The sequence below is a fragment of the Candidatus Dechloromonas phosphoritropha genome, assembly GCA_016722705.1.
Classification (GTDB): Bacteria; Pseudomonadota; Gammaproteobacteria; order Burkholderiales; family Rhodocyclaceae; genus Azonexus; species Azonexus phosphoritrophus.
In genome coordinates this window covers 585,840-604,212 of sequence record JADKGN010000005.1, presented here as the reverse complement: position 1 = coordinate 604,212, position 18,373 = coordinate 585,840, and the positions used below count along the sequence as shown (strand labels likewise).

General features: G+C 63.8%; 13 protein-coding genes. 9 read left to right on the top strand and 4 right to left on the bottom strand.

What is annotated here, in order from left to right:
- Nucleotides 1–65: 65 nt before the first annotated feature.
- From IPP03_22435 to IPP03_22425, 3 genes are read left to right on the top strand one after another with little or no spacing between them, the layout of a single operon-like run.
- On the top strand, nucleotides 66–437 hold the full coding sequence (locus tag IPP03_22435) for an arsenate reductase (GenBank protein ID MBL0355258.1): 372 nt from the start codon (nucleotides 66–68) through the stop codon (nucleotides 435–437).
- Nucleotides 434–1,327, top strand: a complete 894-nt coding sequence (locus tag IPP03_22430; GenBank protein ID MBL0355257.1) for an Hsp33 family molecular chaperone HslO — start codon at nucleotides 434–436, stop codon at nucleotides 1,325–1,327. Before IPP03_22435 ends, IPP03_22430 begins: the two co-directional genes overlap by 4 nt.
- A 58-nt stretch (nucleotides 1,328–1,385) precedes the next feature.
- Complete coding sequence (locus IPP03_22425; protein ID MBL0355256.1) at nucleotides 1,386–2,357, top strand: DUF3616 domain-containing protein; 972 nt, start codon at nucleotides 1,386–1,388, stop codon at nucleotides 2,355–2,357.
- A gap of 30 nt (nucleotides 2,358–2,387) precedes the next feature.
- Here the strand turns inward: IPP03_22425 and IPP03_22420 are convergent, their stop codons facing one another.
- The 3 genes from IPP03_22420 to rimO are packed head-to-tail and all read right to left on the bottom strand — an operon-like array spanning nucleotide 2,388 to nucleotide 6,000.
- Nucleotides 2,388–3,782: an FAD-binding oxidoreductase gene (locus IPP03_22420; GenBank protein ID MBL0355255.1), complete on the bottom strand. Its 1,395-nt coding sequence runs from the start codon at nucleotides 3,780–3,782 to the stop codon at nucleotides 2,388–2,390.
- A 7-nt stretch (nucleotides 3,783–3,789) separates the two neighbouring features.
- Nucleotides 3,790–4,662: a patatin-like phospholipase RssA gene (gene rssA / locus IPP03_22415; protein MBL0355254.1), complete on the bottom strand. Its 873-nt coding sequence runs from the start codon at nucleotides 4,660–4,662 to the stop codon at nucleotides 3,790–3,792.
- 6 nt (nucleotides 4,663–4,668) lie between these two features.
- Nucleotides 4,669–6,000, bottom strand: coding sequence for a 30S ribosomal protein S12 methylthiotransferase RimO (rimO, locus tag IPP03_22410; protein MBL0355253.1), 1,332 nt, complete (start codon nucleotides 5,998–6,000; stop codon nucleotides 4,669–4,671).
- A 298-nt stretch (nucleotides 6,001–6,298) separates the two neighbouring features.
- On the opposite strand from rimO, the gene IPP03_22405 reads away from it, so the two are divergent.
- Both IPP03_22405 and IPP03_22400 read left to right on the top strand, forming a co-directional pair.
- On the top strand, nucleotides 6,299–7,408 hold the full coding sequence (locus IPP03_22405) for a sorbosone dehydrogenase family protein (protein ID MBL0355252.1): 1,110 nt from the start codon (nucleotides 6,299–6,301) through the stop codon (nucleotides 7,406–7,408).
- Complete coding sequence (locus IPP03_22400) at nucleotides 7,405–7,818, top strand: YjbQ family protein (GenBank protein MBL0355251.1); 414 nt, start codon at nucleotides 7,405–7,407, stop codon at nucleotides 7,816–7,818. The genes IPP03_22405 and IPP03_22400 overlap by 4 nt, the downstream gene beginning before the upstream one ends.
- Nucleotides 7,819–7,824: 6 nt before the next feature.
- On the opposite strand, the gene IPP03_22395 is transcribed toward IPP03_22400, so the two are convergent.
- Nucleotides 7,825–8,736 (bottom strand): DUF808 domain-containing protein, encoded by a 912-nt coding sequence (locus IPP03_22395; GenBank protein ID MBL0355250.1) that lies wholly within the window; start codon nucleotides 8,734–8,736, stop codon nucleotides 7,825–7,827.
- 240 nt (nucleotides 8,737–8,976) lie between these two features.
- On the opposite strand from IPP03_22395, the gene IPP03_22390 reads away from it, so the two are divergent.
- From IPP03_22390 to IPP03_22375, 4 genes are all read left to right on the top strand, one after another.
- The gene (locus tag IPP03_22390) at nucleotides 8,977–9,834 is read left to right on the top strand and encodes a peptidoglycan-binding protein (GenBank protein MBL0355249.1); all 858 of its coding nucleotides are present in this window, start codon (nucleotides 8,977–8,979) and stop codon (nucleotides 9,832–9,834) included.
- Between the two features lie 93 nt (nucleotides 9,835–9,927).
- Nucleotides 9,928–11,004 carry a poly(3-hydroxybutyrate) depolymerase gene (locus tag IPP03_22385; GenBank protein ID MBL0355248.1) on the top strand — a complete coding sequence of 359 codons (1,077 nt, stop codon included), beginning with the start codon at nucleotides 9,928–9,930 and terminating at the stop codon, nucleotides 11,002–11,004.
- Nucleotides 11,005–11,046: 42 nt separating this feature from the next.
- Nucleotides 11,047–12,996, top strand: coding sequence for a DNA topoisomerase IV subunit B (parE, locus tag IPP03_22380; protein MBL0355247.1), 1,950 nt, complete (start codon nucleotides 11,047–11,049; stop codon nucleotides 12,994–12,996).
- Nucleotides 12,997–13,164: 168 nt separating this feature from the next.
- On the top strand, nucleotides 13,165–18,345 hold the full coding sequence (locus IPP03_22375) for a RecQ family ATP-dependent DNA helicase (GenBank protein MBL0355246.1): 5,181 nt from the start codon (nucleotides 13,165–13,167) through the stop codon (nucleotides 18,343–18,345).
- Nucleotides 18,346–18,373 lie beyond the last annotated feature (28 nt).

The window sequence follows — 18,373 nt, the reverse complement described above, 5'->3', positions numbered from 1 at the left end:
AACGTCAATGTCGGACTACGAATGCATGCCGTTAAAATGGGCGTTTAAAACAATGACGGTGTGAAATGATCAAGATTTACGGTATCAAGAACTGCGGCACCATGAAGAAGGCGATGGCCTGGCTGACTGAAAACGGCATCGCTTTTGAATTCACCGACTACAAGAAGGCCGGCATCGCCGAGGCTCACCTGCCCGACTGGGCGGCGCGAACCGGCTGGGAAGCGCTGCTCAACCGGCGCGGCCTGATGTGGAAAAAACTTTCTGACGACGAGCGTGCTGCAACCATGGAAACAATGGCTGGCCCTAGGGTCAACGCGGAAAAAGCGCTCAAATTGATGGCGCAGTATCCGAGCCTGATCAAGCGCCCGGTGCTCGATACCGGCGACAAGCTGCTGGTCGGTTTTTCTCCTGAAACCTACGCCGCGGAACTGAAATGAGCGACAGCTTCATCCGCCGTTTCCTCTTCGAGCATCTCGACATTCGCGGCGCCGTCGTTCATCTTGGCGCAGCCTGGCAGCAGATGCAGGCCGGACGCGACTACCAGCCGACCGTCGCCCAGTTGCTCGGCGAAACAGCGGCCGTCACCGCGCTGATCGCCGGCCAGCTCAAGCAAGCGGGCCGCCTGACCTTGCAGTTGCGCGGCAACGGCCCGATCCAGTTACTGGTCATCGATTGCAACGAAGCCTTGCAGCTACGCGGCATGGCGCGCAGCAACCCGGTCGTCCTGCCCGCCCCGGTGCCGGAACTACTTGGCGCCCAACAAGGTGAAAATCAGGGCGGCCAGTTGATGCTTAGCCTCGACATGCCGGATGCCCGCCATCCTTACCAGAGTTTCGTGCCGCTGGTCGGCAACAGCATCGCCGAAATCTTCGAGCACTACCTCGAACAATCCGAACAGCAGTCCTCGCGCCTGTTCGCCACTGCCGCCCCGAAGGCTGCCGCCTGCCTGTTCCTGCAAAAAATGCCGGGCGCCGACAACCACGATGCCGATGGCTGGCAGCGCATCACCCAACTGGCGAGCACCGTCAAGGCTGCGGAATTACTCGAACTCGATGTCGAAACCCTGCTCAACCGCCTGTTCCATGAGGAAATGGACGCCCACGGCGTGCGCGTCTTCGATCCGCTGCCGGTCAGCTACCACTGCCCCGAGGACTGGACCAAGGTGCGCGACATGATCCGCGGCCTGGGCCGTGCGGATGCCGAGACGATCCTTGCCGAGCATGGCGAAATCCTGATCCGCGACGACATCTGCAACCACCAATACCGCTTCAGCGCCGACGACATCACCGAACTGTTCGGCCCGCTGGCGAGTAAGTCGCTTCACTGAGGCTCGTGGCTGTGGTGCTATGCTGGCAGCCAGCCCCTGAACAATTCCGGATGATTCGATGAAACCGCGCACCCGCTACCGCCTCGCTGCCGTCCTCGTTGCCTGTTTCGCATCGGCAGCTGCGGCGCAAACCGCCGCTGTCTACCGCGGCCCCTGCGACGCTTCGGCCGCCGCCGCGCTCGATGCCGACCACTTTGTCGTCGGCGACGACGAGCACAATATCCTGCACATTTATCGGCAGGGCCAGCCGCAACCGGTCGGTACGGTCGATCTGTCCGCCCTCCTCGCCACGAAGAACGGCGAGGAAGCCGATATCGAGGCGGCGACGAAGATCGGTACTCGTATCTACTGGATCACCTCGCATGCCCGCAACGCCAAGGGCAAGACCCGGCCGAGCCGGCAACGCTTCTTCGCTACCGACGTCAAACCGGGCAACCCGCCAACGCTCACACCCGCCGGCCAGGCCTACACGCGGCTGCTCGACGACCTGCTCGCGACCGACGCGCTCGCCCCCTACCGGCTCGTCGCGGCGGCAGAGCGCGCAGCCGAGGCGGATGGCGGCCTGAATATCGAAGGCCTGGCCGCTACACCCGAAGGCACCCTGCTGATCGGGCTGCGCAACCCGCTGCGTCAAGGCCGTGCCTTGCTGGTTCCGCTGCTCAACCCGGGAGAACTCATCGACGGCGGTCGCGCCCGCTTCGCTGCCCCGATCGAACTCGATCTCGGACAACGCGGGGTGCGCAGCATCGAACGCGTCGGCACTTCCTACGTGATCGCCGCCGGACCGACTGCCGACTCCGGCAGCTTCGCGCTGTTCCGCTGGTCGGGCCGCCCGAGTGAGGCGGCAACGATCATCACCGGCATTGACCTGCGCGACCTGCGCCCCGAGGCCCTGTTCGCGATTCCCGGCAGCAAGCGCGTCCAGTTGCTCAGCGACGACGGCGGCATCAAGACCGGCGGCGTCGCATGCAAGAAGCTGCCGGGCGAGCGCCAGACCTTTCGCAGCTTGACCATCACACTGCCCGAGTGAGGTCGCTGGCGGCGCAGCCGCCAACCGAAGCTAGAGGATCTTGCCCGGATTCATCAGCCCGCGCGGGTCGAGCGCCTTCTTGATGGAGCGCATCAGGGCGATTTCCACCGGACTTTTGTAGCGCAGCAATTCCTCGCGTTTGAGTTGACCGATCCCGTGCTCGGCGGAAATCGAGCCATTCAGCGCGTGGACCGCATCATGGACGATACGATTGACCTCGGGCTGGCTGGCAATGAAGGCGTCGTTGTCCTGGGCGTCGGCCTTTGACAGGTTGTAGTGCAGGTTGCCGTCGCCGACATGGCCGAAGGTGACGATGCGGATACCGGGAAAGGCCCATTCCAGCACAGCGTCGGTCTGCGCCAGGAACTCGGGGATGCAGGAAACCGGCACCGCGACATCGTGCTTGATGCTGATACCCTCGATCTTCTGTGCTTCGGAAATGTTTTCGCGCAGAGCCCAGAGGATTTTTGCCTGGGTTTCCGAGTGGGCGATCACGGCGTCGGCTACTTCGCCGGCGTCCAGCCGTGTCGCCAGCCAATGCTCGACGGCAGTGGGCTCGGCATCGGAGAATTCGGCGAGCATGTACCACGGGCTCTGCGCCGTCGGTCGTGCACTGGCCGGTATGTTTTTCAGCACTAGGCCAAGCGACGTTTCGGAGATCAACTCGAAAGCGGTCAACCCCGCATCGAAGGTATTTTTTGCCGCATTCAGCAGGTTGACCGCAACATTTGGCGCAGCCACATTAAGCCAGCACGTTACCTGCGTTTTCGGCAGCGGAAACAGTTTCAGCACAGCCCCTGTGATGATCCCCAGCGTGCCTTCGGCGCCGATGAATAGCTGCTTGAGGTCGTAGCCGGTGTTGTCCTTGCGCAGGCCACGCCGGCCGTCCCAGATTTCGCCGCTGGGCAAAACGACCTCCAGACCGAGGGTCAGTTCGCGCATGTTGCCGTAGCGCAGCACTTGGACACCGCCGGCATTGGTCGACAGGTTGCCGCCAATCTGGCAACTACCTTCGGAAGCCAGCGCCAGCGGAAACAGCCGGTTAGCGGCACTCGCCGCTTCCTGTACCGCGGCCAGCGTGCAGCCGGCCTCGACGGAAATCGTGTTGTTTTCCGGGTCGACCGCAACAATGCGGTTCAGCCGGCCGAGACCGATCACCACGGCGCTGCCCGAGTCGTCCGGTGTCGCCGCGCCGCACAGGCTGGTATTGCCGCCCTGCGTCACCATCGGCGCCCCGGCGGCAGCACAGGCGCGGACTACCGCCGCCACCTCGGCAGTCGCGCCGGGCTTGACCAGGCAACGTGCGGCGCCGTGGTAACGGCCGCGCCAGTCGGTCAGGCAGGGCGCCAGATCGGCGGTCCCGTCAACGACGTTGGCCGGCCCGACGATGCGTGCCAGCGTTGCCGTCAGCGAATCGCCCGTCATCGGCGCCTCATTCAGTGATCGCGCGCAGCAGCGGCAGCATGTGCTCGGCCGCCAGACGCCCGGCGGCGATGGCTTCGTCGGCGCGGTGAAAATCGAGCAGTCCGAGTTGCCCCAGGCGCGGCGTGATCAGCACGTCGGCCGGCTCGCCGGCCAGTCGCGAACGCGAGATGCGTCCCTGCATGATGGCAATGCTGTTGGTCACAACGTCGGCCAGCGAAGGCCGTACCACGTCCTCGCCGTCGCCCTCGCGCCCCAGCCAGCGACCCATCGTCTGGCGCCAGGCAGGCACCGGTGCGGAGGCATCGCCACGGCGCTGACGCAGGCCGATGGTGTCCATGCCGAGATCGACGGCAATCACGAGGTCGGCGCCGAGCGCCCGGCACAGCGAAACCGGTACCGGATTGACCAGCCCGCCGTCGACCAGGTAGCGTCCGTCGAGCAGATGCGGCGCGAGCAGGCCGGGCAGCGCGACCGAGGAGCGCACCGCATCGAGAATCCGCCCCTCCCTGAGCCACACCTCGCGACCGCTAGCCAGATCGGTGGCGACACAGGCGAACGGCTTGTCGAGATCGGCAAAGGTCTCGTCGAGAAAAAGATGGGAAGTGTAGCCAAGCAGCTTCTCGCCCTTGATCAGGCCGCCCGCCCCTAAACTGACGTCGAAGAACCCGAATACATCGCGGCGCGTCAGGCCGCGCACCCAGGATTCGAGCGGATCAAGCGAGCCTGACGCATAGGCGGCCCCGACGAAAGCGCCGATCGACGTGCCGCAGACGATGTCGGGAACGATGCCGGCCTGCAGCAGGGCGCGCAGCACACCAATGTGGGACCAGCCGCGGGCCGAACCGGAGCCGAGCGCAATGGCGAGGCGCGGCTTGCCCATGGCCGGTCAGCCCTGCCCCACCGGCTCGGCGTAGAGGTCGTGGTGGTCGGAATCGATGACCTTCACCTGCAGAAAATCCCCCGGCTCGGCATCAAAAAATCCGTCGACATAAACCAGCCCGTCGATCTCCGGCGCATCGGCCTTGGAGCGGGCGATGGTGCCTTCTTCGTCAACCTCGTCGACCAGCACCTGAATGACGCTATCAATCTTGGCCGCCAACTTGTCGGCGGAGATATCTTCCTGCACCTGCATCAGCCAGCGTCGGCGATCCTCGCGCACCTCTTCGGGTAACAACTCGGCCAGTTCGTTGGCCTTGGCGCCGTCGACCGGCGAGTAGGCGAAAGCGCCGACGCGATCGAGCCTGGCGTCCTCGAGGAACTGGATCAGCTGGTCGAAATCCTCTTCAGTTTCACCGGGGAAGCCGGTAATGAAGGTCGAGCGGATGACGATTTCCGGGCAGATGGCGCGCCACTTGGCGATGCGCTCGAGCGTGTTCTCGGCCGACGCCGGACGTTTCATCGCCTTGAGAATCTTCGGGCTGGCGTGCTGGAAGGGCACGTCGAGGTACGGCAGGATCTGGCCTGCGGCCATCAGCGGAATGACGTCATCGACCGACGGATAGGGATAGACGTAATGCAGGCGCACCCAGATGCCGAAACTGCCCAGTGCCTCGCACAACTCCTTCAGCCGCGACTTGACCGGCTTGCCACCCCAGAAGGCAGTGCGGTACTTGATGTCGACGCCGTAGGCGCTGGTGTCCTGCGAGATGACCAGGATTTCCTTGACCCCAGCCCGTGCCAGGTTCTCGGCTTCGGCCAGCACGTCACCGACCGGGCGCGACACGAGCGGGCCGCGCAGCGACGGGATGATGCAGAAGGTGCAACTGTGGTTGCAGCCTTCGGAAATCTTCAGGTAGGCGAAATGGTCCGGGGTCAGGCGCACGCCCTGCGGCGGCACCAGATCGGAATACGGGTCGTGCGGCTTGGGCAGGTGGGTGTGGACATAGCCCATGACCTCGTCGGCAGCGTGCGGGCCGGTGACGGCGAGCACGGCCGGGTGCGTCGTCTGCACGATGTCACCCTTGGCGCCGAGGCAGCCGGTGACGATGACCTTGCCATTCTCGTTGAGCGCCTCGCCGATGGCGTCGAGCGATTCCTCGACGGCAGCGTCGATGAAGCCGCAGGTGTTGACGATCACCAGATCGGAATTGTCGTAGCTCGGCGAAATCTCGTAGCCTTCGGCGCGCAGCTTGGTCAGGATACGCTCGGCATCCGAACTGGCTTTCGGACAGCCCAGCGAAACGAAACCGACAGTCGGCACTTTTGCGTTCAAAATCATTACCTCAGGCAGCGCATCCCCCAGGGAGACCGTCGCCGGCAAACCCTGTGACGCAAAAACAAAAAGCCCCGATTCGGGATCAGGGCTTTGCGAATCACCGCTGAATCGGCAAATTGCACCATGGGTCCAGCACCGCCGATTTTCCGGCCAGCAACGGATTTAGTCAAACGCTCTGCCTTGCGCAATATCGGTCAAGCGCTTCGCCTGGCCGGAAAGCTTGATTCGCTCCCGCATGCGGGCAGCCGGGGTCGCTATACTGAAGCCCTTGCCAACTTCCGCCGCGCATGCAAATTCCCGAATGACTCTCCGCACTATCGGCGCCGTCCTGGCGCTTTTCTCAGTCAGCCTTGCCGCCTTTGCCGGCGAACTGCCGATCGAGCGGATCCGTCTCCCCGACGGATTCTCGATCGAGGTTCTGGCGCGGGTTCCCAACGCGCGGCAGATGGCCATCGGTGACGGCAATGTCTTGTACGTGGGTTCCGCCAGCGAAGGCAAAGTCCACGCGATCCAGCTCGACGGCCAGTACCGCGCAAAGCGCACTACCGTCGTCGCCAGCGGCCTGGCCATGCCGGTCGGCGTCGCCTTCCGCGCTGGAAATCTCTATGTTTCGGCGGTCGACCGCATCCTGCGCTTCGACAGTATCGGCACTCGCCTGGACAATCCGCCAGCGCCGGTGACGGTTCGCGAGGATTTCCCGAAGGAGCGCCACCACGGCTGGAAATTCATCGCCTTCGGCCCCGATGACCGCCTCTACGTTCCAGTCGGCGCCCCGTGCAACAACTGCAAGCCGGACCCGGAACGCTTCGCGGTCATTACCAGCATGCGGCCGGATGGCAGCGATCTCAAGGTATTCGCGCGCGGCGTGCGCAACAGCGTCGGCTTCGACTGGCAACCCGGAACCGGCGAACTGTGGTTCACCGACAACGGACGCGACCTGCTGGGCGACGATCAGCCGCCCGACGAACTGAACCGCGCGCCGCGTGCCGGCCTGCATTTCGGCTATCCCTACTGTCACGGTGGCACGCTTGCCGACCCCGAGTTCGGCGGCGAACGTCCGTGCGCCGAATTCGTGCCACCGGCGAAAAATCTCGGTGCCCATGTCGCCGCACTCGGCATGCGCTTCTACACCGGCCGGCAGTTCCCCGACTCCTATCGCGGCCACATCTTCATCGCCGAACACGGGTCGTGGAACCGTTCCCGGAAATCGGGCTACCGGGTCACGCTGGTCAGGGTGAACGGCAATCGGGCTGTCTCTTATGAGCCCTTCGCCACCGGCTGGCTGCAGGGGGAATCGGCGTGGGGGCGACCGGCCGATGTACTGGAACTGCCGGATGGCTCGCTGCTGGTTTCCGACGACCTGGCCGGAGCGATCTACCGGATTTCGTATTCGCAGACGCGCCGGCCGTGAGCGAACAGCAGCGTCTGACCGTCGCCACGCGCGGCCGCGGCGCCACCGAGATTACTGGTGAAATTGCCGCCATCGTCCGGTCTGCCGCGGTCGACACCGGAATTGCCCATATTTTCGTGCGCCACACCAGTTGCGGTCTGGCGATCACCGAAAACGCCGACCCCACCGTGCGCCGCGATCTCGAAACCCTGTTGCGGCGCTGGGCGCCCGATGGCGACCCAGCCTATCGCCACGACCTCGAAGGTGACGACGACATGGCGGCGCATGCGCGTTCGCTGCTGACCGGCACTTCGCTGACCGTGCCCTTTAGCGGCCGCCGCCTGCTGCTCGGCACCTGGCAGGGAATCTACCTGTTCGAGCACCGCACCCAGGCACACCGCCGCGAAATCGTCGTCACCCTGCTCGGCTGAGGCGCCCTACTCCGGCTTGCCGCGCAGTTTCCCGATCACCTTGACGCCGAGCAGGGCCAATGTCCCGCCGGCGATGCCGAACAACACGTCGAGCGCTAGCGCCACGACGCCGCCCGCCACTCCCGAAGCCTCGGCGACCCACGCGATGGCGTGGTGCACGGGCGGAATACCATGGGTCAGGATGCCGCCGCCGACCATGAACATCGCCGCGGTGCCAATCACCGCCAGCGACTTCATCAGCTTTGGCGCCGCCAGCAGCAGCGCCCTGCCGATTCCGCGGGCGAGCGCGCCGGGCTTTTGCAGCAGATGGATGCCGAGGTCGTCCATCTTGACGATGCCGGCGACGATGCCATAGACGCCGACGGTCATGATCAGGCCGATGCCCGACAACACCGCGACCTGCGTTGCAAAGGGCTTGTCGGCCACGGTCCCCAGGGCGATGACGATGATCTCGGCCGAAAGGACGAAGTCGGTGCGGATGGCTCCCTTGATCTTGTCCGCCTCGAAGGCGATCAGATCGAGGTTCGCGTCGGCCAGCGCGGCCTGTTCCCCGGCGCTCTCGGGCTCGCCTCCGTCGGTGCCGTGCAGCCACTTGTGCGCCAGTTTCTCGACGCCCTCGAAGCACAGATAGAGACCACCAAGCATCAGCAGCGGCGTCACCGCCCACGGAATGAAGGCGCTGATCGCCAGCGCCGCCGGCACCAGGATCACCTTGTTCTTCAGCGACCCGACGCCGACCGCCCAGACGACAGGCAGTTCCCGCTCGGCGCGCACGCCGGAAACCTGCTGCGCATTCAGCGCCAGGTCGTCGCCAAGGACGCCCGCAGTCTTTTTGGCGGCGACTTTGGTCATCAGGGCGACGTCGTCGAGAACCGACGCGATGTCGTCAATCAATGCAAGCAGGCTGGCTCCGGCCATCGAGATATTCCGTTTCTTGGGGCGGTCCCGATTCTACCCAAGAACGTGCCGCGTTTGGCCTTTCCACCACGCCACGCCGCGATGCGCGATACAAACATTCTCGTATATGATGCGGGCTGGCCTCGCTGCCGTCGCGCATGTGATACGACTTCCCGCGGTTCCTTCCGGGATCCGGGTTGCTTGCGCAGGTTGCCGATCCCAACAAGAATTCCCACAAGAACCAGTCAAGAGGAGGTTGCCATGTTCGCTATAAATCATTCCGATCATCGTTTGTTGCTGGGAAGCCTGATATGCGCGGCACTTGCCGGATGTTCCAGCATGGACATGGGTTCGCAGGCGGCGAAAACGACCGCCACCGGTTCGGCTGGTGGCGCCAACGCGGAGAACGCCAATGCCCAGCTCGAAAGATGCCCGGCCACAATGGGCACGCTGGCGATCGTTGAAGACACGCACGCTTCCTGGTATGGCTATCTGACCGGCCAGTTACGGCTCGGCTCGACGGTGCCGGTATTGAAGCTGCTGGTGCAGCAGTCCAACTGCTTCGTGATTGTCGAACGCGGTCGGGCAATGCAGAACATCATGGGCGAGCGGGCGCTTGAACAAAGCGGCGAGATGCGCAAGGGGTCCAATTTCGGCAAGGGCCAGATGGTCGCCGCCGATTATTCGATGAGTCCGTCGATCACCTTCAGCAACCAGAATGCCGGCGGCGGCGGTGCGGCGTTAGGCGGCCTCTTGGGCGGTTCGCTGGGCGCCGTGCTCGGCGGCAGCATGAACGCCAAGGAAGCGAGCACCATCCTGACCCTGATCGACAATCGCTCGGGCGTGCAACTGGCGGCCGCCGAAGGCAGCGCCCGCAATGTCGACTTCGGCATGCTGGGCGGACTTTTCGGCGGTGGCGGCGGCGGCATTGGCGGCGGCTACGCCAACACCGCCGAAGGCAAGGTCATCGTTGCCGCCTTCACCGATTCTTACAACAACATCGTCAGGGCCGTCCGCAACTACAGGGCGCAGGAGGTCCAGGGCGGACTCGGCACCGGCGGCCAGCTCGGCGTTCAGGGCGGCAGCACACCGGCGGGCAAAGCCATAAAGAGAAGGTAGAACCCGCGCTATCGACGGTGTGTTCGAAGGGGTCGGTTTCGCCGGCCCCTTTCCGTTGGCGCTCGCCCGGTAACCAATCGGAATCCTTGTGACATGAAAATTCCCGCACGCCTGCAAGAGTCCTGCGCCCTCTCGCTGCTGCTCATCTCGCTTGGCACCGGCGCTGCCCAGCCGCTGCCAGGGCTGGCCGCGAACATCGACGACGTGACCGTATCCGGCATTTCTTCCGGGGCCTACATGGCCGTGCAGTTCCAGGTTGCCTATTCGGGCATCGTCCGCGGCGCCGGCGTCGTGGCCGGTGGGCCATACTACTGCGCCGAGGGTTCGCTGCGTCGGGCGTTGAGGAACTGCATGGCGTCTTCCGGCAAGGATCAGCCGCCGACGCCCGACGAGACGCTGAAGACTGTTAAAAAGCTGGCTGAAGCGGGCCGCATCGACCCACCCAGAAATCTGCAGGACGACCGCGTCTGGCTGCTGGCCGGCGGCAACGACCGGACCGTGCTAGCGCCGGTGATGGATGCGCTCGATGCCTTCTACCGCGCCACACTGCCTGCCGACGCCATCAGCTTCGTCAAGGTGCCGGAGGCCGGGCACGCCATGCTCTCGATCGCCGATCCGCAGGCCAACGCCTGTTCAACTACCGAGTCGCCGTTCATCAATCGTTGCCAGGACATCGATGCCGCCGGTAAGCTGCTGGCGCACCTGCTCGGCACGCTACAGCCGCCCACCGGCCAGCCGGCCGGCGAAGTCATCGCCTTCGATCAGCGCCCCTTCGTCAGTGGCCGGGCCGTCGACGCCAGCCTGGCCAACGAGGGTTATGCCTTCGTCCCTGCCAACTGCCGCAGCGGCGGCTGCAAAATTCATGTGGCTTTCCACGGCTGTCAGCAGAACGCCGGCGATATCGGCCGCCGTTTCGTCGAGGGCGCCGGCTACAACGGCTGGTCGGCGAGCAATCGGATCGTCGTGCTTTACCCGCAAACGGTGCGTCGCCACGGCCTCGCCTTCGGCTCCTTGCGCTGGCAGTTCAACCCGAAAGGCTGCTGGGACTGGTGGGGATATACCGGCGCCGGCTACCATACCCGCGACGGCGCCCAGATGCGCGCCGTCCGCGCGATGATCGGCGCATTGGGAATGCCGCCGCAACCGGTACAATCCGCCGGCAACCGCTGATTGCAGCGGTCGACCGCCTTTTTTGCGTCATTTTCAGAGCCCATGTCCGAATATTCCGCCTCCTCAATCCGTGTCCTGAAGGATCTCGAACCCGTCAAGGAACGCCCGGGCATGTACACCCGCACGACCTGCCCGACGCACATCATCCAGGAAGTCATCGACAATTCCGCCGACGAAGCGCTGGCCGGCTACGCCAAGCGGATCGGCGTGCTGGTTCGCTCTGACGGCGTGATCGAGGTCTCCGACAACGGCCGCGGCATTCCGGTCGAGATTCACCCCGAGGAAGGCCGGCCGGCGGTCGAGCTGGTCTTCTGCAAGCTGCACGCCGGCGGCAAGTTCAACAAGACGGACGCCGGCAACGCCTACCGCTTCTCGGGCGGCCTGCACGGCGTCGGCGTTTCGGTCACCAACGCGCTGTCTACCCGGCTGGAGGTGGAAATCAGGCGTGGTGGCGGCGTCTATCACATGGCATTTAGCGCTGGCTTAGTCATTGAGCCGCTGCGTCGCATCGGCGACTGCGGGCCGCGCACGACCGGAACCACGGTGCGCATCCGGCCTGACCCTAAATACTTCGATTCGCCAAAGATCAATTTGCCGCATCTGGAGCACGTCTTGCGCTCCAAGGCAGTGCTGATGCCGAATGTCACGGTCGACCTCGAAATCGAGGGCGAAACGCCGAAAAGCTGGTGCTACCGCAACGGCATGACCGACTACCTAGCCGAACTGATGGTCGGCCAGCCGGTAGCGCCGATCTTCGTCGGCGAGAAGTACATCGAATGCGAAAACGGCTTCGCCGTCGGCGAGGGCGCCACCTGGGCGCTCGCCTGGTTCGAGGAAGGTGGCGGCAAGCCGGAAAGCTACGTCAACCTGATCCCGACGCTCGATGGCGGCACCCACGAAGCCGGACTGAAGGCCGGCGTCTTCGAGGCGGTCAAGACCTTCGCCGACCATCACGCCATCCTGCCGGCCAAGGTCAAGCTGGCGCAGGACGACGTCTGCGGCCGCATGACCTTCCTGCTTTCCGCCAAGGTCCTTGACCCGCAATTTCAGGGCCAGACCAAGGAAAAACTGACCAGCCGCGACAGCTACAAGCTGGTTTCACAGATGGTGCGCGACCCGTTCGAGCTTTGGCTCAACAGCCACGCCGATTTTGGCAGGAAGATCGCCGAACTTGCGGTCAAGTCGGCGCAGAACCGCATGAAATCGACACAGAAGGTCGAAAAGAAGAAATCTTCCGGTATCGCCACCCTGCCCGGCAAGCTGACCGACTGTGAATCCGACGACATCACGCGCAACGAAGTCTTCCTGGTCGAGGGCGATTCCGCCGGCGGCTCGGCCAAGCAGGGCCGCGACAAGGAAACCCAGGCGGTGCTGCCACTACGCGGCAAGGTGCTCAACACCTGGGAAGTCGACCGCGACCAGTTGTTCAAGAACAACGAAGTTCATGATATTTCGGTGGCCATTGGCGTCGATCCGCACGGTATCGAGCAAATCGACAGCATCGATGTTTCCGGGCTGCGCTACGGCCGCATCATTGTGATGTCCGACGCCGACGTCGATGGCAGCCACATCCAGGTGCTGCTGTTCACGCTGTTCCTCAAGCACTTTCCGGCGCTGATTGAGCGCGGCCACATCCACGTCGCCCAACCGCCGCTATTTCGCGTCGACGTCGAGGCGCGCGGCCATACGCGCAAGGTCTATTGCCTGGACGAAGCGGAAAAGGAACGGACGCTGGTCAAGCTGCGCGACGAAGGCATTTCCGAAAACAAGATCACCGTTTCCCGCTTCAAGGGCCTCGGCGAAATGAACCCGGATCAGCTCTGGGAAACCACGCTCTGCCCCGACACCCGCCGACTGGTGCCCTTCCAGGCCAGCCGCGCGACCATCGCCGAAATGAAAAAGACCTTCACGCTGCTCATGGGCAAGGGCGAAGCCGCCGGCCGCCGAGCCTGGATGGAGAAGGACGGCGGACTGGTCGAGGCCGACGTTTAGCCGGAGCGCCGGTTCGTCCGACTTCCAGCAACGCGAAGAATAAAGAGGCCTTCCTGGCCAATTAGTGCGGTCGACCGCGGAAATCGGGCAATTCCGCTGCCATCCCCCGTTGTTCGCCGACCCGGCGCATGGTCAAATCAGTTCTCTTGCATAAGCTCCGGTCAGTCAATGCGTCGAACGTTTGCCCCGCGCTGTCTTTGTCTCGATATCGAGACCGCTGCAGACAACCAGTTGGCTCTCCGCAAGTTCGCGGCCTGGCGTCCGGATACGCAGAAAAGTCTCTTCCTTGCCGGCGGCCAGATCGCCGCGGCGCTAGCCCGGATCGACGCCCTGACCGAAGGCTCTGCCTTCGTCGTCGGACACAATGTCGTCCGCCACGATCTGCCGACACTCGCCAGGCTCCACCCTGAACTGCTGCTGAACCGCCTGCCTGCCGTCGACACGCTGGAGCTTTCGCCCCTCGCCTTCCCGGCCAACCCGTATCACAGCCTGGTCAAGGACTACAAACTGGTCCGCGATTCGCGCAGCGACCCGCTCAAGGATGCCCAACTGTCGTTCCGGCTGTGGGCGGACCAACACGAGGCCTTCACCGCCCTGCGTGAGACCGGCCCCGACGAGCTTGCCTGCCATCATTTCTTTCTCGGCCGGACTGGCGGCAGCGGTCTCGGCAGTTTTTTCACGAACATCAGGGAGGCCATGCCGCCCACGGCTGACGAGATCCGTCGCCGGGTTCCCGCCCTCGTCCTTGGCAAGGTTTGCCCAAACCGCCTGCGAGCGGTTCTCGAGGAAGCTCTGGCCGATGTCGAGGCCGGCCGTGCGTTTTCCTACGTCCTCGCCTGGCTGCGTGTCAGCGGCGGCAATTCCGTGCTGCCGCCATGGGTCCGCCTGCAATTCCCGACCACCAGCCGGCAAATTCGCCAGCTGCGCGAAAGCCCCTGTGGTGATATCAACTGCCCTTATTGTTCGGTCTATCTCGATCCATGCAAGGAACTGGAACGCCTTTTCGGCTACGCTGCCTTTCGCGCCGAACCGAAAAACCCGGCTGGCGGCTCGCTGCAGGAAGACATCGCCCGCGCCGGTTATGCCGGCGAAAGCCTGCTCGCCATTCTGCCCACCGGCGGCGGCAAGTCGATCTGCTACCAGTTGCCCGCCCTGTCGCGGCATTGGCGCAATGGCAGCCTGAGCATCATCATCTCGCCGCTGCAATCGCTGATGAAGGATCAGGTCGATAACCTGATCAAGGCCGGGATCTACAACTCGGCGACCTTGAACGGCATGTTGACCATGCCCGAGCGGCGCGACGTGCTGGACAAGGTACGCCTCGGCGATACCGGCATTTTGCTGGTTTCGCCCGAGCAGTTCCGCAACCGCGCCTTCATCGAAGCCATCCGCATGCGCCGGATCGGCGCCTGGGTGTTCGACGAGGCGCACTGCCTGTCCAAATGGGGCAACGACTTTCGCCCCGATTATCTCTATGTGTCGCGCTTCATCCGCGAACGCCACGCCCAGTCGCCCGAAGAAATGGCGCCAGTGAGTTGCTTTACCGCAACCGCCAAGCAGGAGGTCATCGAAGACATCCGTGCCCACTTCCAGGAAGCGCTGGGCATGGGCTTGCGCATCTTCGATGGCGGCCACGAGCGGGAAAACCTGCACTACGAAGTCATTGCCGTCGGCACGCCGGAGAAAAATCCGCTGATCCACCGCCTTTTGGAGATGGAGTTCGGCCTCGCCCGCAGCGCACCGCAAATCGGTGGTGCCGTTATTTTTGCCGGCAAGCGCGCCCGCACCGAGGAAATATCCGGCTTTCTCAAGGACATGGGCTGGGCCTGCACCCATTATCACGCCGGGCTCGAACCGGGTTTGAAAAAGGAGATCCAGCGTTCGTTCATCGCCGGCGAACTGAGGGTGATCGTCGCCACCAACGCCTTCGGCATGGGCGTGGACAAGCCCGATGTGCGCCTCGTCATCCATGCCGACATCCCCGGCTCGCTGGAAAACTACCTGCAGGAAGCGGGGCGGGCCGGCCGTGACCTGCGGAATTCACGCTGCGTGCTGCTCTACGACGAGCAGGACGTCGAGACGCAGTTCAGCCTGTCGGCCCGCTCACGCCTTTCGCGCCAGGATATCGCCGGCATCCTGCGCACCCTGCGCCGCTATTCAGGCAAGACCAGGAGCAGCGAAATCGTTGTCACGCCCGGTGAGATTCTCGCCGCCGACGATCGGGAAAGCAGCATCGAGGCCGACAACCCCGATGCCGACACCAAGGTTCGCACCGCCATTTCCTGGCTCGAGCGGGCGCGCTTTCTTGAGCGCAACGAAAACCACACGCGGGTTTTTCCCGGCTGTCTCAAGGTGCCATCGCTGGAAGAGGCGGAAGAACATCTCGCCAAAGGGAATTTCTCCGAGGAGATCAAGCGCCGCTATCTCAACCTGATCTCGCTGCTGATCAACGCCCGTGACGACAAGGGAATCAGCACCGACGAGTTGATGATGTACCTCGGCGTAAGCAGCAACGAGGTCATCCGCATGCTGCACCAACTGGAGCAGATGGGCGTTTTGAGCAACGATCTGGCGTTGACCGTGCTCTTGCGCCGTGGCGTCAAGGACGCTTCGTCCGAGCGTCTGGCCCGGCTGATCACGATGGAATCGACGCTGCTCGGCCTGCTGCCGGAACTGGCGCCGCAAGCCGATGATGGCGAGTGGCAGGATGTCAATCTGCGTGGCCTGTGTCAGGAATTGAAGACCCGCAGCGGCCTCGATTTTCTGCCGGACGATCTGATGAAGCTGCTGGATTCGCTGGCCCGCCCATTCGGTAGCGACGAAAAAAACCGGCGCGCCCTGTTCGGTGTCCGTCTGCTGCGCCGGGAGATTCTCAAGGTCCGCCTGCTGCGTCCGTGGTCGAACATCCGCGACATCGCCGAAAAGCGTCGGGCGGTGGCCGCCGTGCTGCTCCACACCCTGCTCGCCCGCCTCGACGACAAACTGCGCGGCGTCGACCTGCGTGTCGAGTGCAAGATCGGCGACCTGGCCCACGCCCTGAAATCCGACCTGGAAATCGGCCCGCAAGTGAAGGACGACCTGACCGCCATCGATGCCGGCCTGCTCTACCTGCACGACAACGGCGTACTGATTCTCGATCGCGGCAAGACAGTTTTCCGCTCGGCAATGACGATCAAAATTTACCCGGAGGAAAAACGTGGTTTCGCCAATGCCGATTTCGAGCCGCTGAAAGAGCACTACAACGAGAAAAACTTCCAGATCCACGTCATCCATGAATACGCCAAGCTCGGCCTGAAAAAGCTCTCGGAAGCGCTCAGCTTCGTCCTCGCCTATTTCACGCTGCCCAAGGTCGAATTCATCCGCCGCTATTTTGCCGGGCGCAAGGAAATCCTCGAACGCGCGACTACCGAGGAATCGTGGCGGAGGATCGTCGAAAGCCTGCGCCACCCCTTGCAACAACACCTTGTCGCCGAGAAGGCCGACAGCAACCGTCTGATTCTGGCCGGCCCCGGCTCGGGCAAGACACGTGTCATCGTCCATCGCGTCGCCTATCTGCTGCGGGTGTTGCGCGAAGCGCCGGGCAGCATCATCGTGCTGGCCTTCAATCGGGGAGCCGCCTGGGAAATCCGCCAGCGCCTGCGCCAGTTGATCGGCAATGACGCGCTTGGTGTCACCGTACTGACCTATCACGCATTGGCGCTGCGCCTGACCGGCAGTAGCCTGGCCGGTCTGGCCGAGCAGAACGGAGAGGCGCAAGCCGGGATTCTGCTTGAGAGCATCCTCGACCAGGCCATCGCCCTGCTCCAGGGAAAAACCGGCGCCAATGATGAGGCCGATACTGCCGATGAACTGCGCGAACGCCTGCTCGCCGGCTACCGCTACATTCTGGTCGACGAATATCAGGACATCGACCAGCGCCAGTATGACCTGATCAGCGCCCTCGCCGGCCGCCAGACCCGGGACAGGGATGCCCGCCTGACCCTTCTCGCGGTCGGCGACGACGACCAGAACATCTACAGCTTCCGCCAGACCAGCAACGACTTCATCCAGCGCTTCCAGGCCGACTATCAGGCCAAACTGGACTACCTGGTGGAAAACTATCGCTCGTCGCGCCACATTATCGACGCGGGCAATCGCCTCATCGCCGCCAACCCCGGGCGCCTGAAAGCCAGCCATCCGATCCGCATCAACCACGCCCGCCAGAACGACGCCGCCGGCGGTCGCTGGCAAAAGCTTGACCCGTTGGCACAGGGCCGGGTGCAGATTCTGGCGGTTCCCGACGATGCGCTCGGCCAAGCGGCGGTGGCGATGGCCGAAATCAGCCGCCTGAAATCGCTGGCACCCGGCACCGACTGGTCGGACTTCGCGATCCTCGCCCGCAACCGGGCGACGCTCGACCCGATCCGTGCCTGGTGTCACCGCGAGAATGTGGCGTATCGCCTTACCGATCGCGACAACGGTGGCCGTCCGAAATTTCACCAGACCCGCGAGTGCCACTGGTTGCTCGATTTGCTCAAGACCAAACGTGGCCGCAGCCTGCACCCGGCCGCCCTGCTCCGCTGGTTCAATCAGCACTTCGGCGGTCCAACCCAGGACAATCCGCATCTTGCGCAACTCGGCATCTTCTGCGAGGAACTGGAAGCCGTCTGGGGCGATCTGCGCGTCCCGGCCAGCCTGATCGTCGATGAACTCTACGATTTCTCGGCCGACATCGCCCGCAGCGAAAAGGGCCGTTTGAACCTGTCGACCGTGCATGCCGCCAAGGGCCGGGAATTCCGCCACGTGCTCATCCTCGATGGCGGCAACTGGATGAAATCGACCACCGACGAACGCCGCCTGTACTATGTTGGCATGACCCGGGCGCAGGAAACCCTGATCCTGTGCCAGGGTGTCCGGCGCGGTAACCCGTTCTCGCCAGGGCTGGGCGGCCCGGGCATCACCCGCTGCCCGTTGCCCAGTCCGTTGCCTGACCTGCGCGGCCTGGAGCGGAAATACCGGACGCTTGGCCTGGGCGACGTCGACCTGAGTTTTGCCGGGCGCAAGCCGGTAAACGATCCACTTCATGCCAGGCTCGACCGCATCGCCATCGGCCAGCCGCTGGAACTGCTTCACGTCGCGCAAGGCTGGGGCCTGCGCGTACCCGGCGAAACCCTCGTTCTCGGCCGCCTGGCCGGTAAATGCTCGCTGCCGACGACAGGCAAAATCGAAGCCAGCGTCGAAACCGTCGTCCGGCGCCATCGCGATCAGTCCAGACCGGAATTCGCCAGTCGGCTCAAATGCGAGCACTGGCACGTGCTGCTGCCGACCTTGACCTGGTGCGAAGCCGCTTCCGCGATTGATCCCGGATAACCCACCAGTCGCGGTCGACCGGGAAAAT

Excerpts from the sequence above, each read along its gene's own strand:
- IPP03_22435 (MBL0355258.1), top strand. The coding sequence starts at position 66 with ATGATCAAGATTTACGGTATCAAGAACTGCGGCACCATGAAGAAGGCG.
- IPP03_22430 (MBL0355257.1), top strand. The coding sequence starts at position 434 with ATGAGCGACAGCTTCATCCGCCGTTTCCTCTTCGAGCATCTCGACATT.
- IPP03_22425 (MBL0355256.1), top strand. The coding sequence starts at position 1,386 with ATGAAACCGCGCACCCGCTACCGCCTCGCTGCCGTCCTCGTTGCCTGT.
- IPP03_22420 (MBL0355255.1), bottom strand. The coding sequence starts at position 3,782 with ATGACGGGCGATTCGCTGACGGCAACGCTGGCACGCATCGTCGGGCCG.
- rssA (MBL0355254.1), bottom strand. The coding sequence starts at position 4,662 with ATGGGCAAGCCGCGCCTCGCCATTGCGCTCGGCTCCGGTTCGGCCCGC.
- rimO (MBL0355253.1), bottom strand. The coding sequence starts at position 6,000 with ATGATTTTGAACGCAAAAGTGCCGACTGTCGGTTTCGTTTCGCTGGGC.
- IPP03_22405 (MBL0355252.1), top strand. The coding sequence starts at position 6,299 with ATGACTCTCCGCACTATCGGCGCCGTCCTGGCGCTTTTCTCAGTCAGC.
- IPP03_22395 (MBL0355250.1), bottom strand. The coding sequence starts at position 8,736 with ATGGCCGGAGCCAGCCTGCTTGCATTGATTGACGACATCGCGTCGGTT.
- IPP03_22390 (MBL0355249.1), top strand. The coding sequence starts at position 8,977 with ATGTTCGCTATAAATCATTCCGATCATCGTTTGTTGCTGGGAAGCCTG.
- IPP03_22385 (MBL0355248.1), top strand. The coding sequence starts at position 9,928 with ATGAAAATTCCCGCACGCCTGCAAGAGTCCTGCGCCCTCTCGCTGCTG.
- parE (MBL0355247.1), top strand. The coding sequence starts at position 11,047 with ATGTCCGAATATTCCGCCTCCTCAATCCGTGTCCTGAAGGATCTCGAA.
- IPP03_22375 (MBL0355246.1), top strand. The coding sequence starts at position 13,165 with ATGCGTCGAACGTTTGCCCCGCGCTGTCTTTGTCTCGATATCGAGACC.